This window comes from Streptomyces xanthophaeus, assembly GCF_000725805.1.
In the GTDB taxonomy this organism is placed as follows: domain Bacteria; phylum Actinomycetota; class Actinomycetes; order Streptomycetales; family Streptomycetaceae; genus Streptomyces; species Streptomyces xanthophaeus.
This window is the reverse complement of the sequence record NZ_KL647133.1, coordinates 366,607-391,510: the sequence shown is the minus strand read 5'-3', so window position 1 is coordinate 391,510 and position 24,904 is coordinate 366,607. Positions and strand designations below refer to the sequence as shown.

At 72.5% G+C, this 24,904-nt stretch carries 21 protein-coding genes, 1 pseudogene and 1 riboswitch; of the genes and pseudogenes, 2 read left to right on the top strand and 20 right to left on the bottom strand.

What is annotated here, in order from left to right; all coding sequences use genetic code 11:
- Positions 1–28: 28 nt before the first annotated feature.
- The 5 genes from IO30_RS0134350 to IO30_RS0134330 all read right to left on the bottom strand — a co-directional run bounded on the left by IO30_RS0134350 (position 29) and on the right by IO30_RS0134330 (position 6,358).
- On the bottom strand, positions 29–463 hold the full coding sequence (locus IO30_RS0134350; RefSeq protein ID WP_031149659.1) for a roadblock/LC7 domain-containing protein: 435 nt from the start codon (positions 461–463) through the stop codon (positions 29–31).
- Between the two features lie 50 nt (positions 464–513).
- Positions 514–2,385, bottom strand: coding sequence for an ATP-binding protein (locus IO30_RS0134345; protein WP_051902769.1), 1,872 nt, complete (start codon positions 2,383–2,385; stop codon positions 514–516).
- Between the two features lie 649 nt (positions 2,386–3,034).
- Positions 3,035–4,246 (bottom strand): MBL fold metallo-hydrolase, encoded by a 1,212-nt coding sequence (locus tag IO30_RS0134340; RefSeq protein ID WP_051859182.1) that lies wholly within the window; start codon positions 4,244–4,246, stop codon positions 3,035–3,037.
- 175 nt (positions 4,247–4,421) lie between these two features.
- On the bottom strand, positions 4,422–5,207 hold the full coding sequence (locus IO30_RS0134335) for an SGNH/GDSL hydrolase family protein (protein ID WP_031149653.1): 786 nt from the start codon (positions 5,205–5,207) through the stop codon (positions 4,422–4,424).
- 164 nt (positions 5,208–5,371) lie between these two features.
- The gene (locus IO30_RS0134330; protein ID WP_031149651.1) at positions 5,372–6,358 is read right to left on the bottom strand and encodes a M23 family metallopeptidase; all 987 of its coding nucleotides are present in this window, start codon (positions 6,356–6,358) and stop codon (positions 5,372–5,374) included.
- A gap of 2 nt (positions 6,359–6,360) precedes the next feature.
- A riboswitch (cyclic di-AMP (ydaO/yuaA leader) is annotated at positions 6,361–6,558 on the bottom strand.
- Positions 6,559–6,868: 310 nt separating this feature from the next.
- Here IO30_RS0134330 and IO30_RS0134325 point away from each other — a divergent pair.
- On the top strand, positions 6,869–7,705 hold the full coding sequence (locus IO30_RS0134325; protein WP_107065072.1) for a tyrosine-protein phosphatase: 837 nt from the start codon (positions 6,869–6,871) through the stop codon (positions 7,703–7,705).
- Positions 7,706–7,729: 24 nt separating this feature from the next.
- Here IO30_RS0134325 and IO30_RS0134320 read toward each other — a convergent pair whose 3' ends face one another.
- The 15 genes and pseudogenes from IO30_RS0134320 to IO30_RS0134250 form a co-directional block, all read right to left on the bottom strand.
- Positions 7,730–9,139 carry an aspartate aminotransferase family protein gene (locus IO30_RS0134320; RefSeq protein WP_031149647.1) on the bottom strand — a complete coding sequence of 470 codons (1,410 nt, stop codon included), beginning with the start codon at positions 9,137–9,139 and terminating at the stop codon, positions 7,730–7,732.
- Complete coding sequence (gene hpnH / locus IO30_RS0134315; protein WP_031149645.1) at positions 9,136–10,167, bottom strand: adenosyl-hopene transferase HpnH; 1,032 nt, start codon at positions 10,165–10,167, stop codon at positions 9,136–9,138. The genes IO30_RS0134320 and hpnH overlap by 4 nt, the downstream gene beginning before the upstream one ends.
- A gap of 5 nt (positions 10,168–10,172) precedes the next feature.
- On the bottom strand, positions 10,173–10,826 hold the full coding sequence (locus IO30_RS0134310; RefSeq protein ID WP_031149644.1) for a phosphorylase family protein: 654 nt from the start codon (positions 10,824–10,826) through the stop codon (positions 10,173–10,175).
- The gene (gene shc, locus IO30_RS0134305) at positions 10,826–12,910 is read right to left on the bottom strand and encodes a squalene--hopene cyclase (protein ID WP_031149642.1); all 2,085 of its coding nucleotides are present in this window, start codon (positions 12,908–12,910) and stop codon (positions 10,826–10,828) included. Before shc ends, IO30_RS0134310 begins: the two co-directional genes overlap by 1 nt.
- A gap of 126 nt (positions 12,911–13,036) precedes the next feature.
- Positions 13,037–14,137: a polyprenyl synthetase family protein gene (locus tag IO30_RS0134300; RefSeq protein ID WP_373316456.1), complete on the bottom strand. Its 1,101-nt coding sequence runs from the start codon at positions 14,135–14,137 to the stop codon at positions 13,037–13,039.
- A 50-nt stretch (positions 14,138–14,187) separates the two neighbouring features.
- Positions 14,188–15,636, bottom strand: a pseudogene (hpnE, locus tag IO30_RS0134295) (hydroxysqualene dehydroxylase HpnE); the annotation flags it as partial.
- Between the two features lie 4 nt (positions 15,637–15,640).
- Complete coding sequence (hpnD, locus tag IO30_RS0134290) at positions 15,641–16,621, bottom strand: presqualene diphosphate synthase HpnD (protein ID WP_031149635.1); 981 nt, start codon at positions 16,619–16,621, stop codon at positions 15,641–15,643.
- Positions 16,618–17,556 (bottom strand): squalene synthase HpnC, encoded by a 939-nt coding sequence (hpnC, locus tag IO30_RS0134285; RefSeq protein WP_237403387.1) that lies wholly within the window; start codon positions 17,554–17,556, stop codon positions 16,618–16,620. The genes hpnD and hpnC overlap by 4 nt, the downstream gene beginning before the upstream one ends.
- A 366-nt stretch (positions 17,557–17,922) precedes the next feature.
- Positions 17,923–18,705 (bottom strand): ABC transporter ATP-binding protein, encoded by a 783-nt coding sequence (locus IO30_RS0134280; RefSeq protein WP_031149631.1) that lies wholly within the window; start codon positions 18,703–18,705, stop codon positions 17,923–17,925.
- Entirely contained in the window at positions 18,698–19,627 is a 930-nt protein-coding gene (locus tag IO30_RS0134275; protein ID WP_031149629.1) for an ABC transporter permease, read from the bottom strand. Before IO30_RS0134275 ends, IO30_RS0134280 begins: the two co-directional genes overlap by 8 nt.
- Positions 19,628–19,722: 95 nt before the next feature.
- Positions 19,723–20,595, bottom strand: coding sequence for a glycosyltransferase family 2 protein (locus IO30_RS0134270; protein WP_031149627.1), 873 nt, complete (start codon positions 20,593–20,595; stop codon positions 19,723–19,725).
- Between the two features lie 8 nt (positions 20,596–20,603).
- On the bottom strand, positions 20,604–21,383 hold the full coding sequence (locus IO30_RS0134265; protein WP_078903931.1) for a CDP-alcohol phosphatidyltransferase family protein: 780 nt from the start codon (positions 21,381–21,383) through the stop codon (positions 20,604–20,606).
- On the bottom strand, positions 21,361–22,422 hold the full coding sequence (locus IO30_RS0134260; protein WP_031149623.1) for an iron-containing alcohol dehydrogenase family protein: 1,062 nt from the start codon (positions 22,420–22,422) through the stop codon (positions 21,361–21,363). The genes IO30_RS0134265 and IO30_RS0134260 overlap by 23 nt, the downstream gene beginning before the upstream one ends.
- A complete protein-coding gene (locus IO30_RS0134255) occupies positions 22,410–23,162 on the bottom strand; it encodes a phosphocholine cytidylyltransferase family protein (protein WP_031149621.1) in 753 nt (250 codons plus the stop codon). The genes IO30_RS0134260 and IO30_RS0134255 overlap by 13 nt, the downstream gene beginning before the upstream one ends.
- On the bottom strand, positions 23,159–24,781 hold the full coding sequence (locus IO30_RS0134250; RefSeq protein ID WP_237403388.1) for a DUF5941 domain-containing protein: 1,623 nt from the start codon (positions 24,779–24,781) through the stop codon (positions 23,159–23,161). Before IO30_RS0134250 ends, IO30_RS0134255 begins: the two co-directional genes overlap by 4 nt.
- Between IO30_RS0134250 and IO30_RS47355 the strand changes: the two genes are divergently transcribed.
- Positions 24,758–24,895 (top strand): hypothetical protein, encoded by a 138-nt coding sequence (locus tag IO30_RS47355; RefSeq protein WP_234321659.1) that lies wholly within the window; start codon positions 24,758–24,760, stop codon positions 24,893–24,895. The two genes, IO30_RS0134250 and IO30_RS47355, sit on opposite strands and share 24 nt — an antisense overlap.
- Positions 24,896–24,904 lie beyond the last annotated feature (9 nt).

Sequence of the window (24,904 nt, the reverse complement as noted above, 5' to 3'; positions counted from 1 at the left end):
TGCGCGTAGGCCCCCCTCGCGCGGGCCCTCATCGCTCCGGGTCGGCGACGGGCCGCCGCGGCGGCGCCGCCAGGTACGGGCGTACGCTCTTGACCAGCATCGCCATCTCGTAGCCGAGCACCCCGGCGTCGGCCTCGCGGTCCGCGAGGACCGCCAGGCAGGTCCCGGAACCGGCGGCGGAGACGAAGACGAGCGCGGAGTCGAGCTCGACCACCACCTGCCGGACCCCGGCGCCGTCGGCGAAGCGGGATCCGGCGCTCCGCCCCAGCGAGTACAGCCCGGAGGCCAGCGCCGCCATGTGGTCCGCGCTGTCGGCGTCCAGGCCGTGCACGCAGGTCACCAGGCCGTCCGCGGTGAGCAGTACGGCGCTGCGCGTGTACGGCACGCGTTGTACGAGGCCGCTGAGCAGCCAGTCGAGGTCCGAGAGCCGAGAGCCGGTCTTCGTCGCCACTTCGCCGCCCATGGGGGTGCGCTCCTTGCTGCCGAGGTGAGGGGTGGGGGTCGGGGTCACGGTCATGTGCGGTGCTCCGTCTGCGCGCGGCCGAAGCCCCGTTGGAACGCGGCCATCAGGCCCGAGTCGTGCAGGGGTTGTTCGGTGTCGTCGGCCCGGCGGGGGGCGGGGGTCTCGCGCAGCTCGGGCGCGAGGTGCTGCTGGGCCCGGCGCCGGGGCAGCGGCGGGCGCCGGTGCTCCGCGTCGACGGGCCCGGCCGGTTCCCGCCCCGGGGCGGGCACGGACACCTGGGCGTGCGCAGGTGCCGTGGCGGCCACCTGGTCAGGCGCGGGAGCCGGGCCCTGCACCGGCGCGGGTGCCGGGGCCTGGGCCTCGGCCGGAGCCTGTACCCAGGCGGATGCCGCGGCCCGGGCGGCGGTGTCCTCGGGCGCGTTCCCGGGCGCGTTCCAAGGCGCGTTCCCGGGGCCGTTGTCTGCCCAGACCTCCAGCCGGGGCCCTGACCCGGCACCCGGCCTGGGGCCGGGCAGGTTCCCGGAGCGCTCCTGCGACCAGACCTCCAGGCGCGGGTCGGCTCCCGCCGCCGGGGCCTCGGCCGTGGCGCCCCAGGCCGGTCCCGGGGCCTCCTGCCGCGGCACGGTGACCCGTACGGGCTCCAGTGGCGGCGTCACCCCCGCCCCCTCCCCGGTCCCCCAGGACGTGGCGCGGGAGCCCCCGGCGGCATCGGCCGCGCCCGGCGCCTCCGCGCCCAGCAGCTCCTGCGGCAGGACGAGCACGGCCAGTACCCCGCCGTAGATGTTGGACTTGAGCTCGACGGCGATGCCGTGCCGGCGGGCCAGCGCCGAGACCACGAACAGGCCGATGCGGCCGTCCGCCAGCAGGTGCCGGACGCTGATCTGGTCGGGGTCGCAGAGCAGGGCGTTCATCCGGTGCTGCTCCTCCGCGGGCATGCCCAGCCCCCGGTCCTCCACCTCGACCGCGATTCCGGCGGTGACGCGTTCGGCACGCAGCACCACGTCGGTGTCAGGGGCGGAGAACACCGTGGCGTTCTCGACCAGTTCGGCCAGCAGGTGGACCACGTCGGCGACTGCGTGCCCGCGGACGCTGCCGCCGGACGGGGGCACCACCTTGACCCGGGTGTACTGCTCGACCTCCGCGACCGAGGAGCGGAGCACCTCGCTCAGGTCGATGGGCCGGGTCCACTGGCGGCGGGAGGCGGCGCCGCCGAGCACGGCCAGGTTCTCAGCGTGCCGGCGGATCCGGGTGGCGAGGTGGTCGACGTGGAAGAGCTCCTTGAGCAGGTCCGGGTCCTCGACGGTGTCCTCGAGCTCGTCCAGCAGCGAGATCTCGCGGTGCACCAGGGACTGCAGGCGCCGCGCGAGGTTGACGAAGACCTCCACCTTCCGTTCGCTGTCGGACGGGGTCGCCGGGGCGGCCAGCCGTACGAGGGTCGCGTGCGCCTGTTCCCGGGCGCCGCGCAGCTCCTGCGAGAGCAGCCAGAACTCGTCCACCCCGGCCGGATCGGTGCCGACCGGCGGGGAGGTCGGGCCGCCGCGCACCGGCCGGGGCGGTGCCTCGCCCCGTTCGAGCCGGTCGGCGGCGGTCCGCAGCTCCTGGCGGCCGCGCACGCTGGAGCGGCGCAGCGCCTCGCACCGGTCCTGGACGGCCTTGGCCGAGCGCTGCGCCCCGAGCAGGGCGGCGGCGAGCGCCCCGGCGACGAGCAGGGCGCAGCCGGTGAGCACCGGCCACAGCCGGGCGTCCCGGGCCCCCGCTCCCCCGCCGAGCTGAAGGGTGAAGATCACCGCGGCGGCGCCGCTGAGCCCGGCGGCGAGGGTGGGCAGCAGGGCGGCGCGGAGCAGCTGGGGGCGTAACTGCCGGCCGGGACCGGTGACGGGGTGTCTCGACGGGGAGTGGCGGGCGGCGCGGAGTCCGGACATCGGCGTCCTCGGTACGTGGGGCCCGGCCCCCAGCAGTTCCCGGGGCCCGGTGTTGATCACCGAATACCCACGCTAGACCGCATACTCCCGCCCGGGACGGCCAGTTGGGGAACTTCGCCCGGCTGCTTACCGCTCCCGGTGGAGCGCTCGTACGACAGCCCGATTCCCCGGGGTGGCCTCCGGCGCCTTTCGGCCACCGGCGGGGGTCCGCGGGGCTCCCGCGGCCCCGGCCCGCACCCGGGCGCACGCCCGAACAGCCCGACACCGCCCGAACGGCGATCCCACGGCCCTGCAACCCCACGGGCCCCAGGCCACGGGGCCCAGGTCACGGGGCCCAGGTCACGGGGCCCACGATCGAAGCGCTTCGGCCCACGGGCCTCGGGGCCGCTGGGCCAGGGGCCACCAGCCACGGCCCGGGCCAGGGAGCCACCGGCCACTCGCCACGGGCCACCGGGCCGCGGGGCTCACCGGGCCACCGGGCCGCGGGGCCACGGGGCCGCCGGGCCACCGGGCCGCGGGGCCACGGGGCCGCCGGGCCACCGGGCCGCGGGGCCACCGGGTCGCGGGGCTATGACCCGACGCGCCTCGGGCCACGGGCCTCGGGGCCGCTCACCCAGGGGCCATCGGTCCCACGGGCCGACCGGACCCGCTAGGAGCCCACGGCCTCCTGCTCCTCGCGGCCCGTCGGCGCGGGACGGGCGGGCGCGGACGGGCGGGGCTCCCCGGCCGCCGGGGCCGGCCGCGCGGGCGGGGACGCGGTCACGAACGGCCGCCACCACGGCACGGCCGGGACTCCGGCTGCTCCCGGCTCGAACGGCTGCCCGGGAATCGGCAGCGCCACCGCCGCACCGGCCCCCTCGGCCGCTGCCAGCGTGCCCTCACCCGGCTCGTCCCACGGGTGCGGGGCCAAGTTGAAGGTGCCCCAGTGGATGGGGAGCATCGTGCCGTGCGGGGTGCCGCCCTGGAGGTCGAGGTGGGCGCGCATGCCCTCTTCGGGAGTCATGTGGATGTCGGGCCAGTACTCGGAGTAGGCACCGATCTGGATCATCGTGGCGTCGAAGGGACCGTGCTCGGCGCCGATCTCCTCGAAGCCGGGGAAGTAGCCCGTGTCCCCGCTGTGGTAGATCCGGTGCTCGTCCCCGGCGACGACCCAGGAGGCCCACAGGGTGTGCTGCTGGTTGCGCAGGCCGCGGCCGCAGAAGTGCCGGGCAGGGGTCGCCGTGAGCGAGAGCCCGGCGATCTTGGTGGTCTCGTTCCAGTCGAGCTCGCGCAGCCGGTCGGCCGGGACGCCCCAGCGCTCCAGGTGCGCGCCGACGCCCAGCGGAACGGCGAAGACCGTGTCCGTCCCGGCCAATTCCTTGATCGTCGGCAGGTCGAGGTGGTCGTAATGGTCGTGCGAGATGACCACCACGTCGAGCTTGCCCAGCGAGGCCAGCGGCACCGGCACCGGGTGCAGCCGCTTGGGCCCCGCGAAGGGGAAGGGCGAGCACCGCTCACCCCACACCGGGTCGAACAGCACCCTGCGCCCGTCGATCTCGGCGAGCACGCTGGAGTGCCCCATCCAGGTCAGCCGCAACCCGCTGACCGGCGGCTTCGCCAGATCGGCCAGCGTGGTCGGGTGCACCGGGATCGGCGCGCCCGGGCTCCTGCGGAGCCTTTGCTCCTTGTGGAAGTAGATCTTGGCGAATTCCTTCATCGAGCCGGAAGGCCGCGTGCGGGCCCCGACCGGGTTCTGGAACACGCCGTCGGCGAAGTTCGGCGAGCGGCGGATCCGCTCGAGCCGGGCGCCGGACGGGTCCGCGCCGAAGGCTTCGGGCCGCAGGGCGCGCAGCCGTGGACGCAAGGGACGGGAGCCGGTCAAGGCGCCTCCTGGGAGGATGGGGTCTGCGTGGCCGTAGAGGTCTACGACCTTCCCAACGCACACCCGCCCCCAAGGATTCCGCTTCGGGCCTGCGACCCCCGGCGTTCGGCCGTCCGCCCGCGTTTCGGCCGCGCGGCCCGCCCCTCGCCGCGCGGCCTCCCCGTACGGGACGCGCCTAGAGCGGCATCAGGTCCGGCCGCTTCGCCTCGACGTGGTCCCCGGAGGACTCCCCGCGCAGCCGTCGGCCGATCCACGGCGCCAGGTGCTCCCGGGCCCACTGGATGTTGTCCCGGGTCACGTCCACCGATCCGCGCGGCTGCTCCGGCGGCCACGGCTGGTCGGGATCGGTCGGCACCTGCATGCCGAGCACCTGCGCGGCGCGCAGCGCCACCCGGGTGTGGCCCTCGGGCGAGAGGTGGAGCCGGTCGGTGTCCCAGGCCCGGCGGTCCTGGACGGACCTGAGCGACCACAGGTCGAGCACCGGGCACTCGTAGCGGTCGGCGATGGCGCGGACGTGCGCGCTGTACGTCGCCACCTTGCCCCGGATGTGTCTGAGGACCGGCACGCCCCGGGTGTCGAAACCGGTGGTGATCATGACCTGGCCGACGGCTCCGGTGAGGTCGGCGACGGCGGCCTCGAACCGCTCCGCCACGTCGTCGGGGTCGCTGCCGGGCCGGATGATGTCGTTGCCCCCGGCGCAGAAGGTCACGAGGTCCGGTGCGAGGGCCTTGGCCCGCGGCACCTGCTCGGCCACGATCTGGTCGAGGAGCCGGCCGCGTACGGCCAGGTTCGCGTACCGGAAGTCGTGCTCGTCACGCTGGTCGGCCAGGAGCACGGCGAGCCGGTCCGCCCAGCCGAGATAGGAGTCCCCGGGTCCCGGGTCTCCGACGCCTTCGGTGAAGCTGTCCCCGATCGCCGCGTACGAGCCGATGGTCTTGAGTTTCGTCGTCGTCGCTGCCACGGGACAACATCCTTCACCTCCGTGGGCGACCTACGCCAACGTAAGCAGGGGTTGACGGACCGTGATCTGTACCACCTGGCGGATAAGGAATAAGTAACACGTGAGGCCGGGGCCCCCCTCGGGTCCCGGCCTCACGTGTGTTCTGGTGCCGACGGCGGGTGCCGTCAGAGGCTCGCGCCCTTGGAGCGCAGGTAGGCGATCGGGTTGATGTCCGAGCCGTAGGAGGGGCTCGTCCGGATCTCGAAGTGCAGGTGCGGGCCGGTCGAGTTGCCGGTGGAACCGGAGAGTCCGATGGTCTGTCCGGCGGTGACGCTCTGGCCCGCCGAGACGGAGAGGGAGGACAGGTGGGCGTACTGGGAGTAGTTCCCGTCGGCGTGCCGGATGACGACCTCGTTGCCGTACGAGCCGCTCCAGCCGGCGGAGACCACGGAGCCCGCGCCGACGGCCCTGACGGTGGTCCCGGAGCTCGCGATGAAGTCGACGCCGGTGTGGTAGCCGGAGGACCACATGCTGCCCGCGACCTTGTACTGGGTGGAGATCCCGCCGCCGACCGGGGCGACGAAGCCCGCGGCCGAGGGCGCCTTCGCCTCGGCCGGGGCCTTCTGTGGAGCCGTCTTCTTCGGAGCGGCCTGCTGGGGAGCGGCCTGCTTCGGAGTGGCCTGCTTCGGGGCCGCCTGCTGGGGGGCGGCCTGCTTCGGGGCCGCCTGCTGCGGAGCCGGCTCGGCGGCGGGCCGGGCCGGGGCGGCCTCGCCCTTCGCACCGAGCGTCAGCTTCAGGCCCGGGTGGATCAGCGACGGGTCGGTGCCGACCGCCTCGCGGTTGTCGGCGTAGAGCTGCTCCCAGCCGCCCGTCAGGTGGCGTTCGGCAGCGATCTTGGAGAGGTAGTCGCCCGGCACGACCGTGTACACGGTCGGCGCGGCCTGCGGGGCCGCCTGCGGTGCGGCGGCCTGGAGCTGCACCGCCTGGGGGGCGGCCTGGAGGGCCTGCGTGACGGGGGTGGCGGCGCTCGCGGCGGTCGGCGCACCGGCGGCGTGGGCACCGGCAGCGCCCATCAGCGGCAGTGCGAGGGCGGCGCCCCCGGTGCCGGCGACGGCGAAACCTCGCGCTATGGAACCGGACTTGGGACGGCGGTGCTTACCCTTTGCAGGCATGGCGAATTCCTCTCCGTCGCCTGCGAGGTGAGCTGTCGGGTTCGGACTGGAGATGTCCGGCCGTACGGAGGGGACACACGGAACAGCTGTGTCACTTATGTACGGCTTCACCCCTAGCCGTCCCGGATGCAAAGATCCGGCACGGCGACTTACCTGGTTCCCCCGCTCCTGCCGCGCGCGTGAATAGTCGGGTGCGGTTCCCGGGCGGCGGCAGGATTCGGCGGTCCACCCGGATCGAGGGCGAAGCTATTCCAGTCGGAGCAGGGGAACAAGCCACGAATTCCCTGACGGATTCACAGGGATGAGGGATCGACGGAATTCCGGTCACCCTGCGTCCATTCCCCACCGCCAACAACCGCCCCTGCCGGGCCATTCGGCTTTCGCGATCAGACACTCACGGTCACCGTATGATCTGGCTCACGGGGAGGTGCCCGATCTGGCCTCCGTTTACGGCAAGTTGTTGCCAAGTAGTGTATTTCGGACACCCCACGACGATGCGGAGGAGTTCCCGTGACCCAGCAGATACCCCCGGCCCCGCCGACGCACCCCGGCCCGGACCGGGTGCCGGAGCCGGAGCTGACCGGAGTGCGCAATTTCCGTGACGTGGGCGGACTTCCGGCCGCCGGCGGACGGAGGGTCAGGGCGGGACGACTGTTCCGAAGCGGACATCTGGCACATGCCACCGAAACAGATGCAGAGTTCCTCATCTCGCTCGGTCTGCACACCATCTTCGACTTCCGCAACAACGCCGACCACACTCTGGAAGGTCCGGACGTCGAACTGCCCGGCGTGCGCAACGTGAACATCCCGCTGTCGGACCCCGCCGACGGCAAGGAGTTCTGGAAGATGGTCCGCGAGGGCGAGCTCGACCAGCTCCGCGCCCTCCTCGGCGACGGCAAGGCCGCGGCCCGGATGGCGAACTCGTACCGCACCATCATCGAGCGGCGCACCGCCGAACACAGCCGGGTCGTGCACGCCCTCGCCGAGGACAGCGTCCCGGCCCTGATGCACTGCGCGGCGGGCAAGGACCGGGCCGGGCTGTCCGTCGCCGTCACCCTCCTCGCGCTCGGCGTCGAGCGCGAGGCGATCGTGGCGGACTACCTGGAGTCGAACGCCCCGCACCGGCGCTACCGGGTGCGCCGCAGCGGCGAGCCGGTCGAGGCCCACTCCCCCGAGGTGATGGAGCTGCTCGCGCCGCTCTTCGACGCCCGCGCCGAGTACCTGACCGCCGCCTTCGACACCATCGACGAGCGGTGGGGCGGGGTCGAGCCCTACCTCGCCGAGGGCCTCGGGCTCGCGCCCGAGACCCTCGGCCGGCTCCGCGACCGCCTGCTGACCGGACCGTAGGGGCAGCGGCAGCGGAAGGGGCGGTCAGCGGTTGCCGACCGCCTGCTTCACCAGGGTCCGGCCGAAGTCCCACATCAGGCCGGACCCTCCGTGGGCCTCGTCCATGACCTCGCGGAAGGCGCCGACGAACCGGTCGACGTCCCGCTCGTCCACGATCAGCGGCGGGATCAGCTTGATCACCTCCAGGTGGTCGCCGGAGACCTGGGTGAGGATCCGGTGCTTCTGGAGCAGCGGGACCACGACCATCTGCGCGAACAGCCCCTTGCGGGCCGCCTGGAGCACGGTCCACCGGCTGCGCAGCCCCAGCGAGGACGGCCGGCCGAACTCGATGCCGATCATCAGGCCGCGCCCCCGCACCTCGTGCAGCAGCTCGTACTCGTCCACCATGGCGGCGAGCCGCCCGCGCAGCAGGTCGCCCATGGCCCGGGCGTTCGCCACGACCTGCTCGTCCTCCATGACCGACAGCACCGCCAGCCCGGCCGCCATCGCCTGCGCGTTGGAACCGAAGCTGGCGGAGTGCACGAGGACCCGGTCCATGGACGAGTAGACCTTCTTGAAGATCCAGTCCTTGCCCAGGGTCGCACCGACCGGCACGTAGCCGCCGGACAGGGCCTTGGCCACGCACACCAGGTCGGGCTCCACGCCCGGCTCGTGCTGGTACGCGTAGAAGTCGCCGGTACGTCCGAGCCCGGTCTGCACCTCGTCCGCGATCAGCAGCGCCTTGTTCCGGTGGAGGAGTTCCTGCGCGGCGAGCAGGAATCCTGGCGGGGCGGCCAGGACCCCCTTGCCCTGTACCGGCTCGACGACGAAGGCGGCCACGTCCCCGCGCCGCAGCTCCCGCTCCAGGGCGGCCAGGTCCCCGAGCGCGATCTTCGTATCGGGCAGCAGCGGGGCGAAGCCGTCCCGGAAGCCGCCCTCCCCGTTCACCGACAACGAGCCCGTGGTCAGCCCGTGGAAGGCGTGGTCGCAGTAGAGGACCCTCGGCCGCCCGGTGGCGTACCGGGCGAACTTCAGGGCCGTCTCCACGGCCTCCGTGCCGCTGTTGCCGAAGAAGACCCGGTCCAGGTGGGGGCTGTACGAGAGGAGCTTCTCGGCCAGCAGCCCCGGCAGCGGCTGGCAGTCGAAGCGGGTGAGGTCGGCGAGCTGGGCGTCCAGGACGTCGTGCAGGGCCCGGCGGACGACCGGGTGGTGCCGGCCCAGGCCCATCACCCCGAACCCGGCCAGCATGTCGAGGTAGTCGTTGCCCTCGGCGTCCCAGAAGTGGGCACCCTCGGCCCGCTCGTAGACCTTGTCGAAGCCGAGGGTGTGCAGCATCCGGGGCAGCTGGTGGTTGAGGTGCCGGGCGTGCAGCTCGTAGCGTTCGGCCCCGCGCGCGGCCAGCAGGGCGCCGAGGTCGAAGCCCCGGCCGCCCTCCCCCTGTCCTGCGGGGGTCATGCCGACGTGCCCCGGTTGCTGGCGATCGTCTCCCGGGCCGCGCGCAGGGATTCCTTGAGCGAGCCCATGGTAGCGAGGACGGCGGTGGGTTCGTAGCCGCAGTGCGCCATGCAGTTCGCGCAGCGCGGGTCCTTTCCGCGGCCGTACTTGCTCCAGTCGGTGTCGTTGATCAGCTCCCGGTACGTCGGGACGTACCCGTCGCTCATCAGATAGCAGGGGCGCTGCCAGCCGAAGAGGGAGTAATTCGGAATGGCCCAGGCCGTGCAGGGGAAGTCGGCCTTGCCTTCCAGGAAGTCCAGGAAGAGCGGGGAGTGGTTGAGCCGCCAGCGGGCCCTGTTGCCGCCCGCGAATGCCTTCCTGAAGAGCTCGCGGGTCTGCTCGACTCCCAGGAAGTGTTCCTGGTCAGGGGCCTTTTCGTACGCGTAGGCAGGCGAGATCATCATCTCGTCCACCTTGAGGTCGTCATTGAGGTAGTTGAGCACCTCGATGATCGTCTGCGGGGTGTCGGTGTTGAAGAAGGTGGAGTTGGTCGTGACCCGGAATCCGCGCCTCTTCGCCTCCTTGATGGCCTCCACGGCCTCGTCGAAGACGCCTTCCTTGGCCACCGACTCGTCGTGCCGTTCGCGCAGGCCGTCGATGTGCACGGCGAAGGCGAAGTAGGGGGACGGGGTGAACTTCTCGATCTTCTTGCGCAGCAGCATCGCGTTGGTGCAGAGGAAGACATACTTCCGCTTCGCCACCAGCTGCCGGACGATCTCGTGGATCTGCGGGTGCATCAGGGGCTCTCCGCCCGCGATGGACACCATGGGTGCGCCGGACTCCAGCACGGCGCCGACCGCCTGGGCGACCGGCATGCGCTGCTTGAGCACCCCCGCCGGGTGCTGGATCTTCCCGCACCCCTCGCAGGCGAGGTTGCAGGCGTAGAGCGGTTCCAGCTCGACGATCAGCGGGAACTTCTCACGCTTGCGGAGCTTCTGTTCGAGCAGATAGGTCCCGACCCTGATGGTCTGGCGCAGCGGCATGGCCATCTGGCTCACCTCCTGGGGAGCAGCGAAGAACGGTGCCAGTCATAAAACGCGGGCAGTACGGCACGCAATACGCGGAAGGCCGATATTCCACCGCGGACCGTGCCGATGCGGACGAGCTCATGCTCCGGAGCGTCCACGATCACCCGGACGGCCGCAACCGGGCGGCTCCCGCCGCCGGTCGCGCTCCACAAGGTGGCCGCGGACTCCATGTCGACCGCGATGGCGCCGGTGGCGCGCAGCTGCGCGCGCTCCTGGCCGCGGACGACGTGGTCTGATCCGGTCAGGGGGCCGATGTGCACGGTCCGGCCGGGTACGGCCCGGGCGAGTGCCTCGGCGAGCAGTGCGGTTCCGGTACAGCTGACGGTTCCGTGCGGGTCCCGGGTCTGATCGGCGACGACCAGGTCACCGGGGTGCATACCGGGTACCAGCCCGGCGCAGAACCCGGTCGCGAGGACGGCGGCCCGCTCCATCCCGGGCCGCTCCAGCGCCCGTCCGACGGCCCGTTCGGCCGCGCGCGGGCCCATGCCGGTGCGCAGCAGGGTGTGCCTGCAGGGCCGTGCACCGCGGGCTCCGCGGCCGGCGCTGCGCAGCGCGGCCTGTTCGATGCGCAGGGCGCAGGCGACCAGCAGCGGGGTGGCGGCCGCCTCGGCGGCGCCCATCACGCCTCCCCGGCCGGGGAGGCGTGCGCCCGGTCGGGGGCGAAGGGTTCCCCGTACAGGTAGCGGCCGAGCGCGGTCAGCGGGAACACCTGCCGGTACAGGTGGTAGTTGATGGAGAAGTCCCAGGGGAAGCCGGTGCCCGTGAAGTACGGCTCGTCCCAGGAGCCGTCCTGCGCTTGCGTCCGCACCAGGTAGGCGATGCCGCGCTCCACGGCCCGGCCCTCGCGTTCCCCGGCCGAGAGCAGGGCCATCAGCGCCCACGCCGTCTGCGAGGCGGTGGACGCGCCCTTCCCGGCCCACGTGCGGTCCTGGTAGGAGCGCTGGTCCTCGCCCCACCCGCCGTCCGCGTTCTGTACGCTCTCCAGCCAGCGGACGGCCCGCCGGATCGCGGGATGTCCCGGAGAGATGCCGGCCGCGGTGAGCGCGGGGACCACCGATCCCGTGCCGTAGACGTAGTTGGTGCCCCAGCGGCCGAACCAGCCGCCCTCCGGCTCCTGTTCGGCCAGCAGCCAGGCGATGCCGCGCAGGGTCCGGGCGTCACCCGCCCGGCCCTCGAAGGCGAGCATCTCCACCACGTGGGCGGTGACGTCGGCCGAGGGCGGGTCGATGACCTCGCCGAAGTCGCAGAAGGGCAGCCGGTTCGGGAAGGGGCTGGTGTTGTCGGCGTCGAAGGCCCCCCAGGCCCCGTTCTTCGACTGCATGCCGAGGTTCCAGGACACCCCGCGGGCGATGGCCGCCTCCACCCTGGCCGGGTCGGGGTGCTTGATGCGGCGCAGTGCGAGGACCACTTCGGCGGTGTCGTCGATGTCGGGGTAGGTGTCGTTGTGGAACTCGAAGGCCCAGCCTCCCGGAGCCAGGGCGGGCCGCTGCACGGCCCAGTCCCCGGTGCGGACGATCTCCTCGCCGAGCATCCAGTCGGCCGCCTTGACCAGCGCCGGGTGGTCGGGCGCCAGACCCGCGTCGGCCAGTGCGATCGCGGCGAGGCAGGTGTCCCAGACCGGGGACTGACAGGCCTCGATCATGCGGGCGCCGTCCTCGCGCCACACCGCGAAGCGGTCCAGGGACTCCAGTCCGGCGCGCATCACCGGGTGCCGGAGGTCGTAGCCGAGCAGGTGCAGGGCGATGACGGAGTACACGGCGGGCGGCTGGATGCCGCCCCAGCAGCCGTCGTTCTCCTGGCGCTCGACGATCCAGCGGCCCGCGCTCGCCATGGCCGCCTTGCGCAGCCGGCGCGGGGCGAACCGCCGGTAGACGTGCAGGGCCTTGTCCATCCGCTGGAAGGCGCCGTCCCAACTGGTCAGCGGGGCAAGCTGCTTGACCGGGTTGGGCATCCGGGCGTCGGCGTGCAGCTCGTCCAGCGCGAAGGGGGCCGGGCGGACCGGGCGCATCGCGGAGACGACCGTGAGCGGGACGATGGTCTGACGGGCCCAGCAGCCGAAGTCGTAGATGTTCAGCGGGACCCAGGGCGGCAGGAACACCAGCTCGGGCGGGAGTTCGGGCAGGTGGTCCCAGTTCCACCAGCCGAAGAGGGCCAGCCAGATCCGGGTGAAGACCCGGGCGGCGGCGATCCCGCCGTGGGCCCGGATCCAGGCCGAGGCGCGGGTCATGTGCGGTGTGTCCGGCGCGTCACCCGCCAGGCGCAGGGCCACGTACGCCTCGACGGTGGCGGACAGGTCCGGCGGTCCGCCGTGGAAGGTGGCCCAGGTGCCGTCCTCCCGCTGCTCCCCGCGGATGAAGAGCGCCGAGGCGTGGGTGGTCGCCTCGTCCCGGATCCCGAGGAACTGGCGCAGCAGCAGGTCCTCGGCGTCCATGGTGACGTTGGTCTCCAGGTCGCCCTTCCACCAGCCCTCGGCGTCCTGGCGCGCGAGCAGGTGCCGGGTGGCCCGCGCGGTGGCCTCCTGCGCGCCCCGTACGGGATCCCGGCCCGGGTCGGGCCCGCCGGGCGGCGCGGCCGTTCCCGGCCCGGCGCGGCGGGTCGCGTCCGGCAGGCTTCCCTCCGCCGGGCCTGGGGCGGATCGCGGCGCGGCGCCCACCCCGGTGTCGGCACCGCGGGCGTCCGCGGTGCCGTCGGTCGTCGCTGTCATGGCTTCCCCTTAGAACAGTGTCCTGTGCTGTGCTGGGGTCTGCCGTCGGCCGGAGCGCACCACTTTCAGGTGGCGGCGCCGGCCGGCGACTCGCGATTCATATATTGGACCGGTACGGGGCGGTGATCACCTCTTGCGCACGACGACGAAGTCGGCGAGGGCGACGAGCTGGTCGCGCACCCGCTGCGGCATGTCGACGTCGTCCAGGGCCCGGATGGCGACGGCGTGCTGGCGGCGCGCCTCGTCGGCGGTCCACTGACGGCCGCCGGCGGCCTCGATGAGCGCTGCCCGGGCGGCGAACTCCTCCTCGGAGAAGCTCTCGAAGTCGTTGCTCTTGGCGTCGGCGGCCAGCAGCTCGGCGAGTTCCTCGCAGGCGGGACCGCCCGCCGCCAGGGCGGCCACGACCGGCAGGGACTTCTTGCGCTGGCGCAGGTCGCTCCAGGTCTGCTTGCCCGTGGCCTCCGGGTCGCCCCAGATGCCGAGGAGGTCGTCCACCGCCTGGAAGGCCAGCCCCAGGTGGTAGCCGTACTCCTCCAGCTTGTCGGCCGTGCGGTCGTCCGCACCGCCGAGGACGGCGCCGATCGAGACGGCACAGGCCAGCAGGGCACCGGTCTTGTTGCCCTCCATCTCCAGGCACTCCTCGACGCTGACGCGCTCGCGGTGCTCGTAGGCGATGTCCTGCGCCTGCCCGTCGATGAGCTTGCGGCTGGCGGTGGTGAGCCGGCGGGTCGCGCGGCCCGCCTCCACGGTGCCCAGTTCCAGCAGGAGTTCGTTGGCGAGGGCGAAGAGGGCGTCGCCGACCAGGATGGCCTGGGCGGGGCCGTGCACCTTCCACACCGTGTCGCGGTGACGGCGCTGCTCGTCGCCGTCCATCAGGTCGTCGTGCAGCAGCGAGAAGTTGTGCACGAGCTCCACGGCGACCGCGCCGGGCACGCCGACCTCGGCGGCCGCGCCCGCGGCTTCCGCGGAGATCAGTGCGAGGGCGGGGCGCAGGGCCTTGCCGCCGTCGCCGTCAGCGGGGTTGCCCTGGGCGTCGATCCAGCCGAAGTGGTAGGCGGCGACGGTGTCCATGGGCGCCGCGAGCCGGGCCACGGCGGCACGGAGCACGGGAGTCGACAGCACGCGGCCGCGCTCCAGGAGGGCGAACGTGTCCGCCTTCTCCGCTCCCGCGCCCGCTGCGCCACTGCCGGCATCCGTGTTCTCGACAGCCGGATTCCCCGGGTTCACTTGCTCTCCTCTGGTTCCTGTACCTGCTGTACGGGTGGTGCTGATGGTCGTCATGCCGCCTCCTGCAGAGGGTGTTCGCTGGGGCGGCCGAGTGCGGTGAGCGCGGCGTGCGCCGCGCTCAGTCCGCTCCGGACGGCGCTCTCCATGGTCGCGGGCCAACCCGTCGCGGTCCATGCACCGGCGAGATAGAGCCCCGGCGTGTCGGTCCGCGGTCCCGGCCGCAGCCGGCCGACTCCGGGTGCCGGGGCGAAGGTCGCCGTGCGCTCCCGGGTGACGAAGAAGTCCCGGACCTTGGCGCCGCGGGCGGCGGGCAGCAGCCGCTCCAGTTCGGGCAGGTACTTGGCGCGCAGGACCGAGACGGGTTCGTCGATGTCGTCCTGGGCGACCGACTGGGACAGTGCGAGGTACTGGCCGCCGTCGGGGAGTCCCGAGGATTCGGTGCGGTCGAAGACCCACTGGACCGGGGAGCCGAGGGCGGCGAAGAAGGGCTGCTTGAGCACCTTGCGGTCGTAGACGACGTGGACGTTGAGGATCGGCGCGGTGCCGATGTCGAGGAGCTTGTCCGGGTCGGCGAGGGCTCCCGGGGGCAGCAGTGCGTGGGCCTCGCGCTGCGGCACGGCGAGGACGACGGTGTCCGCGTCGAGGGACTCCTCCTCGGTGTCGACCCGCCATCCGCCTTCCTGGGTACGGGAGACGACGGTGGCCCGGGCGCGCAGCACGGTCCGTACGCCGGCCGCGTCGAGCGCCTTGCGGGCGAGCGTGTCATGCAGGTCGCCCAGCGGGACCCGGGCCCAGCCGATGTCGGCGGCGCCGCTCTCGGACAGCAGCCCGGTCTTGAAGACCATCGCGGCGAGCCCGAGGGAGGACTGGTCGGCGGTGGCGTTGAGGGTGGCGATGCCGACGAGGTCCCAGAGGGCCTCGATGGTGCGCGGTGACTGACCGTAGCGGCCGAGCCAGGTCGCGAAGTCCAGGCCGTCGAGCGCCGGGTCGGCGGGGTCCAGGCGGCGCAGCGCGAGGGCGGCGCGTCCCACGCTCGCCCGTTCGGCGAGGGAGAGGTGCGGATAGGTGGCCAGGGACGCGGCCAGGTGCAGGGGTACGGGCAGGGCGCTGCGGCGCAGCCGGCCCAGGCGCGGCCCGCGGGGGTGGGCCACGTCGAGGACGGGTACGTCGAGCCGGTCCTGGAGCGGGGCGAGGGCGGCGCCGTCGATCCGGTCCAGGAACCAGCGGTAGGCGGTGCAGCAGCGCAGGTACACGTGCTGGCCGTTGTCCACGGTGAGTTCGCCGCGCTTGAAGGAGAAGGCGAGCCCGCCGAGCCGCGGGCGGCCTTCGAGGAGGGTGACCTCCAGGCCGGCGTCGGCGAGGCCGAGGGCGGTGGTGACTCCGGCGAGTCCGCCGCCCACGACGACGGCGCGCTGGTGGCCGGTGGGGGTGTCGCTTCGGCTCATTCTCCGTCTCCCGTCGGGTGCCGTTCTGCCGGGGCGGCGGTGGTACGGGCCGGGGTCATCAGGTCCGCCTCCGGTTGCTCTGACGGGAGATGGTCCGCGCGTCGAGGCCGGACAGGCCGCGCACGGCGACGTACGCCTTCTCGTGGGGCGGCAGCGAGACGCGGCCCCGCAGCACGGCCCCGGGCTCCCGTTCGATGCGGTCGAGGAGACGCCGGTAGATGCCGGCCATGGCGGCCACGCAGGCGCCGCTGCGCCGGTCCAGCAGGGGCAGCAGCCGGTAGCCCTCGGTGAACAGGGCGCGGGCGCGCCGTACTTCGTGGTGGACGAGGCCGGCGAAGTCGGCTCCGGCGGGTGGCCGGGTGCTGCCGAACCCTTCGGAGCAGCCGAACTTGGCGAGGTCCTCGGCCGGCAGGTAGGTGCGCCCGTTGCTCGCGTCCTCGCGGACGTCGCGCAGGATGTTGGTGAGCTGCAGGGCGAGGCCGAGGGTGTCGGCGTACTCCGCGGCGCGCGAGGCGTCCGCGGCGGCGGGTCCGGTGGTGGCCGCCGTGCCGAACACGCCGAGGGAGAGGCGCCCGATGGCTCCGGCCACGCAGCGGCAGTAGACCTTGAGGTCGTCCCAGGTCTCGTAGGTCTCGCCGCGGACGTCCATGAGGACTCCGTCGATGAGTTCGTCGAGACCGCCGAGCGGGATCGGGAAGCGGCGGGCGGCGTGCGTGAGGGCGACGGCGACGGGGTCGGTGTCGTCCTCCTCGATCTCCCCGGAGCGGATCCGGTCGAGCAGGGCGCGGGTCTCCTCCAGCCGGGCGAGCTTGGCACCGGGCGCGAGCGTCCCGTCGCCGATGTCGTCGACGCGCCGGGAGAAGGCGTACAGGGCGGACATGGCGTGCCGCTTGTCGGTGGGCAACAGCCGGATGCCGTAGGCGAAGTTGCGCGCCTGCGACCCGGTGACGGCCTCGCAGTAGCTGTAGGCCGCAAGGACCGGTGCGGACGGCGCGAACGGTGCTGTCGGGTGTGCGGGGCCCTCCACGATCGGGCTCACCCCTTTCTCGGCGCTGTGCGCAGGACGGCGGCCACCTCGCGGAGCAGGCCGCGCTTGGTGGCCTTGGGCGGGCCGGGGAGTACGTCGAAGCCGGCGGCGGTGACGGCTCCCAGGGCGGCGCGTCCGCCTCCCACGAAGCCCGCGAGCAGCAGCCGGAGCCGGCCGTGCACGCTGGCGACGAGCGGGGTGCCCTCGTCGAGGAGGTCGCGGGCGCGCCCGGCCTCGAAGGCGATCAGGGCGCGTACGGAGGCCCCGGCGGAGGGGGCCGCCAGGTCGGCCTCCGTGACGTGGAAGCGGCGCATGTCCTGGGCGGGGAGGTAGATCCGGTCCCGGCCGAGGTCCTCGGTGACGTCCTGGAGGTGTTCGGCGATCTGCAGGGCGGTGCAGACGGCGTCGGAGCGGCGGATGCGTTCGGGGGTGCTGGTGCCGGTGAGGGAGAGGACGAGGCGGCCGACGGGGTTGGCGGAGAGCTCGCAGTAGCGGGCGAGGTCCTCGTAGGTCTCGTAGCGCGTGACCAGCTGGTCCTGGCGGTTGGCCTCGATCAGGCCGAGGAAGGGCTCGGGGGTGAGGCCGTGGGCGCGGACGACGGGCTGCAGGGCCAGCAGGAGCGGGTGGCGCGGGGGGCCGCCGGTGCCGCCGGAGCCGTTGAAGACGCGGTGCAGGTCGGCTTCGAGGGCGTCGAGCATGGCGAGGCGGTCGTCCGTGGCGGCGGGGTCGAGGCCGAGGAGGACGGCGTCGCGCCCGCCGGGGGCGAGGTCGCCGTCGCCGATGTCGTCGACGAGGCGGGCGTATCCGTAGACCGCCATGAGGCCTTCGCGCCAGGCGCGCGGGAGGAAGGAGGGAGCGACGGGGAAGTTCTCCGTCGCGGCCTTGCCGAGGGTGGTGCGCGCGTGGACCGTGTCGGGCAGGGGGCGGGTGCTGTGCCCCGGGGTCACCGCCCGCCGCCCGGGGCGGGGACGGCCGTATTGCCTGGGGGCCGGAGAATTCCCGTAGCCATTGCCGTCACGTCTCCCGTTCTACACTGCCGACCTAATACATCCTATTTCGGACACGCCGCCAGGAATTTCCCCGGGCCGCCCCGGGCCGTTCACCTGCGGGGAATCGTCCCCTCTTGTCCCCCATTGAGGACTGCCTCAGCTTACGCTGTACAACGGCGCGGAAGCCTCTCGGGTATTCGCTCCGCCACTGGATGTCGTCCGGAGCTCCGCCGGCGCACGCGCAGGCCCCCGCCGCGGTGCGCGGCGGGGGCCTGCGGAAATCCGCTGGGACCGCGCGGAATCGCGCGGTGATCCGGGAACGGATCAGCCGTTGGTCGCCTTCTCGTACGCCGAGACGACTTCCTCCGTGGGCCCGTCCATCAGGAGTTCGCCCTTCTCCAGCCACAGCACCCGGTCGCAGGTGTCGCGGATGGACTTGTTGTTGTGGCTGACGAGGAAGACCGTTCCGGCCTTCTCCCGCAGTTCGCGGATGCGGTCTTCGGAACGCACCTGGAAGCTGCGGTCACCGGTGGCCAGGGCTTCGTCGATCATCAGGACGTCGTGGTCCTTCGCGGCCGCGATGGAGAATCGCAGACGCGCCGCCATGCCGGAGGAGTAGGTGCGCATCGGCAGCGAGATGAAATCGCCCTTCTCGTTGATGCCCGAGAAGTCGACGATGCTCTGATAGCGCTCCTTGATCTGCTCGCGGCTCATACCCATCGCGAGACCGCCGAGCACGATGTTGCGCTCGCCGGTGAGGTCGTTCATGAGCGCGGCGTTCACACCCAGCAGCGAGGGCTGGCCGTCGGTGTAGACCTTGCCCTCCTCGCAGGGCAGCAGGCCGGCGATGGCCCGCAGCAGGGTGGACTTGCCGGAGCCGTTGGAGCCGATCAGGCCGATCGCCTCGCCGCGGTACGCCGTGAAGGAGACCCCGCGCACGGCGTGGACCCGGCGCACGCCTCGCTCCTCGCCCTTGTTCCGGCGCAGGATCTTGCTGAGCGCCGCAGTGGCCGCGCCCTTGCCGGCGCCTCCCGTGTTGACCCGGTAGACGATGTGCACGCCGTCGGCGATCACGGTGGGGACGCGCCCCTGAGTCTTGTCAGCCACGGCCGTAACGCTCCTCAGACTTCCAGAAGTACACGAAGCCGCCGAGGCCGATCACGGCGGCCCAGCCCACGGCGAAGAGCCACACGTGCGGGGGCAGGTTGCTGCTGCCGTAGTCGTCGATCAGCGCGAACCGGATGAGGTCCATGTAGATCGCGACCGGGTTCCACAGCAGCACGTCACTGATCCACTGCGGCTGGTCCTTGAGGTAGATCCCGATCGGGAACATGACGCCGGAGGCGTACATCCAGGTGCGCATGACGAACGGCATCAGCTGCGCCAGGTCGGGGGTCTTCGAACCCATCCGCGCGAAGATCATGGCGAGGCCGGTGTTGAAGACGAACTGCAGCGCCAGCGTCGGGATCACCAGCAGCCACGAGAGCTGCGGGTAGTTGCCGAAGCTGATCGCGATGATGAAGACGACGATCATCGAGTACATCAGCTGCTGGAGCTGCTGGAGCGAGAACGACACCGGGAGGGCGGCCCGCGGGAAGTGCAGGGCCCGCACCAGTCCGAGGTTCCCGGAGATCGCCCGGACGCCCGCCATCACCGAGCTCTGGGTGAAGGTGAAGACGAAGATGCCCATCATCAGGAACGGGACGTAGACGCCCGGGGGCATCTCCTTGCCCGCGCCGAGGATCAGGCCGAAGATCAGCCAGTAGACGGCCGCGTTCAGCAGTGGGGTCGCCACCTGCCAGACCTGGCCGAGTTTCGCCTGGCTGTACTGGGCGACCAGCTTGGCCCGGGAGAAGGCCATGATGAAGTGGCGCCGGCCCCAGAGCTGCCGTACGTAGTCGCCCAGACCGGGCCGGGCCCCGCTCACGGAGAGGCCGTACTTCCTGGCGAGCTCCGCGGGGCTCAGCCCCGCGTCTTCGGACGGCGGCCTGCTCGTGGCGAGGGCGCCGTCGTGGGTTGTGTCACTCACAAGTTGAAACTTTCGTCTTCAAGATGCGGCCAGGTCGGGCATCAGGCTGGTGGCACGAGGCCCGTGATCGCGCCATGTTCCCAGACGCGGGCTCGTCAGATGACAGGCGGTCTGCCCAGCCGGGTCAGCCGCCAGACCGTACGCCATCTCATGGGGCGCCGGGGACCGCAGGGAGTGGTCCATCCCTCCCTGAAACCGCCGAACCATGCCTTGAGCGCCGGTGCCGAAGGTCTGCGCAGGAGCGTCAGCAGGAGCCAGACGCCCACGTAGACCGGGACCAGCGGAGCGGGCAGGTTGCGGCGGGCGAGCCACACCCGGTTACGAGCCACCATACGGTGGTAGACCGCGTGCCGGGAGGGGGCGGTCGTCGGGTGCAGGAGCACCATGTCCGCCCGGTAGTCGATCAGCCACCCCGCGTCGAGCGCCCGCCAGGCCAGGTCGGTCTCCTCGTGGGCGTAGAAGAACTCCCCCGGCAGGGCCCCGACCTGTTCGAACACCTTCGTGCGGACGGCGTTGGCGCCGCCCAGGAAGGTCGTCACCCGGGAGGAGCGCATCGGGTCCGAGGCACGCAGCCGCGGAACGTGCCGCCGCTGGGTCTCGCCGGTGTCCGGATCGGCGATCCGGAAGCTGACGATCCCGAGTGCGGGGTCCTCCGCGAAGGCCTGGCGGCACAGCTCGGCGGTGTCGGTGCGCTCCAGCAGCCCGTCGTCGTCGAGGAAGAGCAGGGCGTCCACGTCGCTGCCGCCGGGGCCGAAGGCCTCGATGCCGACGTTGCGGCCGCCCGGGATGCCCAGGTTCTCGGGCAGCGAGACCGTACGGACCTCCGCCGGGAGCCCCGTGACCTCGACACCCTGGCCCACGACGACGACCTCGACCGGGTCGCCCTCCTGCCGGGCCACCGAGTCCAGGAGCGCCTTGAGCTCGTCGGGCCGGTTGCCCATCGTGATGATCACGGCGCCCAGCCGCATCGGGGCACTCACTTGAGCCTGCTGGAGGCCAGGATGGACACCAGGTGCAGCACCGTCTGGAGCATGGCGATGGCGGCCAGTACGGCCACGCCCACCCGGGAGTAGAACAGGTCGCCGCGGACCTGGTCCAGGACGGCCAGCAGCAGGATGAGCAGCGAGGCCTCGATGCCGAGGACCAGGCGGTGGAACTTGAGCGCGGCCGCGGCCCGGCGGGCGAGCGCCATGCCGGACGAGCGCGGCTCGGCCGCGGCGTCCTTGACCACGGGCTTGCCGGCCTGGTGGCGGGCGACGCCGACCAGGTCGGTCTCGGCCTTGATCAGGATCGCGCCGAGCGCCGCGAGGGTGCCCAGGAAGGCCCACAGCCAGTCGATCCGCCCGGTGCCCCACAGGTCGGAGGCGCGCAGGCCGAAGCCGACCAGCACCGCCGCGTCGCACAGGTAGGCGCCGACCCGGTCGAGGTAGACGCCGGAGAGCGAGAACTGCTTCTTCCAGCGGGCCACCTCGCCGTCGACGCAGTCGAGCAGCAGGTACAGCTGGACGGCCACCACGCCGAGCACGGCGCCCAGGATGCCCGGCACCAGCAGGGCCGGGAGGGCGAGGACGCCGGCGAGGGTCATGACGTAGGTCAGCTGGTTCGGCGTGACCTTGGTCGTGACCAGGAGGCGGGTGATGCGCAGGGAGACCTCGCGCATGTAGAGGCGCCCGCCCCAGTGCTCGCCGCTGACCCGGTCCTTGACGCCCGCCGGGTGAACGACGGGCCGGAGTTCAGCTACGGATGGTCTTGGCATAGTCGGAGTAAGCGTCCCTGATCTCGGCTGCGGACAGGTTGAGGTGCTCCAGGATCGTGAAGCGTCCCGGACGGGTCTGGGGGGCGTACTCGACGGCCGCGACGAACTCGTCCACGCTGAACCCGATCTCCTCGGGGAGCACCGGCAGGCCGTGGCGGCGCAGCACCTGGGCGAAGAGCCCGGACTGGTCCACGGCGCCGCGCAGGTGCATGGCGAAGGCGGCGCCGATGCCGACCTGCTCCCCGTGGAGCGCGGAACGCCCGGGGTAGAGCAGGTCGAAGGCGTGGCTGATCTCGTGGCAGGCCCCGGACGAGGGCCTGCTGTCCCCGCTGATCGACATGGCGATGCCGGAGAGGACGAGCCCCTCGGACAGCACGGTGAGGAACTCGTCGTCGCCGCAGCCGCCGGGGTGGCGCAGGACGGACTCGCCGGCGGTGCGGGCCATGGCGGCGGCCAGGCCGTCCACGGCCTCGCCGGTGATCTTGTGCGAGAGCTCCCAGTCGGCGATCGCGGAGATGTTGGAGATCGCGTCGCCGACGCCCGCGCGGATGAACCGCACCGGGGCGTCCTTGATCACGTCGAGGTCGATGACCATGGCGATCGGGGTGGGGACGCCGTAGGAGCCGCGCCCGTTGTCGTTGTCCAGGATGGACACCGGCGAGCAGATGCCGTCGTGCGACAGGTTGGTGGCGACGGCCACCATCGGCAGTCCGACCCGCGCCGCGGCGTACTTCGTCACGTCGATGATCTTGCCGCCGCCCAGGCCCACGACGGCGTCGTAGCGACGGCCCTTTATGTCGTCGGCCAGCTTCACGGCGGAGTCGATGGTGCCGTCGGCGACCGGGTACCAGTCGGCGTGCGGCAGTACGGGCTCCAGCTTGGCGCGCAGCGCCACGCCGGAGCCGCCGCTGATCGCGATCGCCAGCTTGCCGGAGGCGGAGATCCGCTGGTCGGCCAGCAGGCCGGCCAGATCGTCCATCGCCCCGCGGCTGATGTCGACGACGACCGGCGAGGGGATCAGCCTCGTCAGTACTGGCATGCGATCGTCCGGCCCTTGGCGAGGTCGTCGTGGTTGTCGATCTCGACCCACTTGACGTCGCCGATGGGAGCCACGTCGATCGTGAAGCCGTCGTTGACGAGCTGCTGGTAGCCGTCCTCGTAGTAGAGGTCGGGGTCGCGCTCGAACGTGGTCTTCAGCGCCTCGGCCAGCTGCTCGGCGGCCTCGGGCTCGATGAGGGTGACACCGATGTACTCGCCCGTCGCGTCGGCGGGGTCCATCAGCTTGGTGATCTTCTGCACGCCCTTGCCCTCGGCGGTGACGACCTTCATCTCCTCGTCGGCCAGGTTCTTGACCGTGTCGAGGGCGAGGATGATCTTCCGGCCTTCGCCGCGGGCGGCGAGCAGGGTCTTCTCGACGGAGACGGGGTGGACGGTGTCGCCGTTGGCGAGGATCACACCCTGCTTGAGGACGTCACGCGCGCACCACAGGGAGTAGGCGTTGTTCCACTCCTCGGCCTTGTCGTTGTCGATCAGCGTGATCTTGACGCCGTACTTGGCCTCCAGCGCCTCGCGGCGCTCGTAGACGGCTTCCTTGCGGTAGCCGACGACGACGGCGACCTCGGTGAGGCCGACCTCGGCGAAGTTGCCGAGCGTCAGGTCGAGAACCGTCAGGCTCTCCTCCTGGCCCTCGGGACCGACGGGCACGAGGGCCTTGGGCAGGGTGTCGGTGTAGGGACGCAGGCGGCGTCCGGCACCGGCCGCGAGTACAAGGCCGATCATGCTGCTTCTCCTTCGTCGTGAACGGCGGGTGCTCCGGAGGAGACCCAGAAGCGGATGCTCTCCACGAGCACCACGAGTGCCACGTACACGGCCAGGACCGTGAGCGCGACGGGGAACGCGTCCCGGGGAAGGACTGCGGCGAGGACCACGGTCAGCAGGACCCGGCCCTCTTGGCCGCCGGTCGCCCGCACCAGCCAGCGCGGGGGCGCGCCCGAGCCGCCCCGGATGCGGTAGACCGTGTCGTAGTGATGGTAGGCGACCGCCGCGACCAGTCCGAATGCCGCGGGAAGGGCTCCCGGGACGTCCGATCTGGCGGCGAGGGTGAGGACCGTCACGTATTCGGCGAACCGGAAGAACGGCGGGATCAGCCAGTCGAGGGGGCCCTTGAGCGGGGCCGAGAGGGCCGCTCCGCAGAGCGCGAGATAGCCGGCCGCCGTCCCGATGAGCCACGGGTCGCCGTAGTCGCGGGTCAGGGACCCGCCGACGATCAGCACGGCCGCGATCGCGGCCAGCCACACCGCGCCGCGGTCGGGCCGCTTGCCGGGGCGGGGGCCGCCGGTCCAGGCGAGGACGCCGGAGTCCGCCAGCTCGGCCAGGGCCTGCGCCGCCCGGTCCGTACGGGTCGCCTTGCGCGTCAAGGAGCGCAGGACCCGGCCCGCGGTGGTGTAGAGCGCTCCGAAGGCGCAGCCGACGAGGAGCGCGTAGAAGACGGTCCGCGGGGTGGTGAGGGCGGTCAGGACCGCGATCATCGCCCAGCGCTCACCGATCGGGAGGATGATCATCCGCCGGACCCAGACCGTCCAGCCGACGCTGTCGAGCCGGTCGGACAGGGCTGCGGTCGGGCTGGTGTTGGCCGTCGCGTCGTGGTTCGCCTCGTTGAAGGAGAAGTCGACGACGTGCCGGCAGGTCATGAGGATCATCGAGCCGAGCGCGAGGGCCCAGACGTCGTCGCCGTTGCGGGCCGCCCCGAGCGCCAGGCCCGCGTAGAAGGAGTACTCCTTGGCGCGGTCGAAGGTCGCGTCGAGCCAGGCGCCCATCGTCGAGTACTGGAGCGAGTAACGGGCGAGCTGCCCGTCGGTGCAGTCCAGGACGAAGGAGACGAGGAGCAGCACGCCGGCCGCGACGTAGCCCCAGCGGTCGCCGGTGGCGGCGCAGCCGGCCGCGATCAGCGCGGTGATCAGCGAGGCGGTGGTGACCTGGTTCGGGGTCAGGCCGCGGCGCGCGCACCAGCGGGCGATGTAGCGCGAGTACGGGCTGATGAAGAAGGTGGTGAAGAAGCCGTCGCGGGACTTGACGGCCGTCCGCAGGCGGACGGCCTCCTCGTCCACGGCGGCCACGGCGGCCACGGCCGCGTCCCGCTCGGGGGCGGTGGCCGGGACGGCCGCGACGAGCGTGCCGAGGTCCGGGCGCTGCACGGTGGCGCCGGCGGCCTCGGCCCCGGCGGCGAGCCGGTCGGCGTAGGGCCCGGCGCCGTCACCCGCGGTGGCGGCGGCCTCGTCCAGCGCGCCCCGGGCCGGGGGCTGCACGGCGAAGGCCCCCGGGACGGCGCAGGCGTCGAAGCGGGGGTCGGTCAGGGCGAGGCGCAGGGCGTGCACGTGGCCGACGAAGGCACTGTCCACGACGGCCACCCGCTGGTCCGCGGGGACACCGGCCAGTGCGGCGGAGACCTCTTCGGGACCGGCGGCGGGACGGACGTCGAACCCGAGGCCGCGCAGCTCGTCCGCGAGCGGTGATCCGGGGAC

Excerpts from the sequence above, each read along its gene's own strand:
- IO30_RS0134345 (WP_051902769.1), bottom strand. The coding sequence starts at position 2,385 with ATGTCCGGACTCCGCGCCGCCCGCCACTCCCCGTCGAGACACCCCGTC.
- hpnH (WP_031149645.1), bottom strand. The coding sequence starts at position 10,167 with ATGGCCATGCCGCTGCGCCAGACCATCAGGGTCGGGACCTATCTGCTC.
- IO30_RS0134330 (WP_031149651.1), bottom strand. The coding sequence starts at position 6,358 with ATGCCTGCAAAGGGTAAGCACCGCCGTCCCAAGTCCGGTTCCATAGCG.
- IO30_RS0134320 (WP_031149647.1), bottom strand. The coding sequence starts at position 9,139 with ATGACCCCCGCAGGACAGGGGGAGGGCGGCCGGGGCTTCGACCTCGGC.
- shc (WP_031149642.1), bottom strand. The coding sequence starts at position 12,910 with ATGACAGCGACGACCGACGGCACCGCGGACGCCCGCGGTGCCGACACC.
- IO30_RS0134270 (WP_031149627.1), bottom strand. The coding sequence starts at position 20,595 with ATGCGGCTGGGCGCCGTGATCATCACGATGGGCAACCGGCCCGACGAG.
- IO30_RS0134265 (WP_078903931.1), bottom strand. The coding sequence starts at position 21,383 with ATGCCAAGACCATCCGTAGCTGAACTCCGGCCCGTCGTTCACCCGGCG.
- IO30_RS0134255 (WP_031149621.1), bottom strand. The coding sequence starts at position 23,162 with ATGATCGGCCTTGTACTCGCGGCCGGTGCCGGACGCCGCCTGCGTCCC.
- IO30_RS0134350 (WP_031149659.1), bottom strand. The coding sequence starts at position 463 with ATGGGCGGCGAAGTGGCGACGAAGACCGGCTCTCGGCTCTCGGACCTC.
- IO30_RS0134260 (WP_031149623.1), bottom strand. The coding sequence starts at position 22,422 with ATGCCAGTACTGACGAGGCTGATCCCCTCGCCGGTCGTCGTCGACATC.
- IO30_RS0134310 (WP_031149644.1), bottom strand. The coding sequence starts at position 10,826 with ATGGGCGCCGCCGAGGCGGCCGCCACCCCGCTGCTGGTCGCCTGCGCC.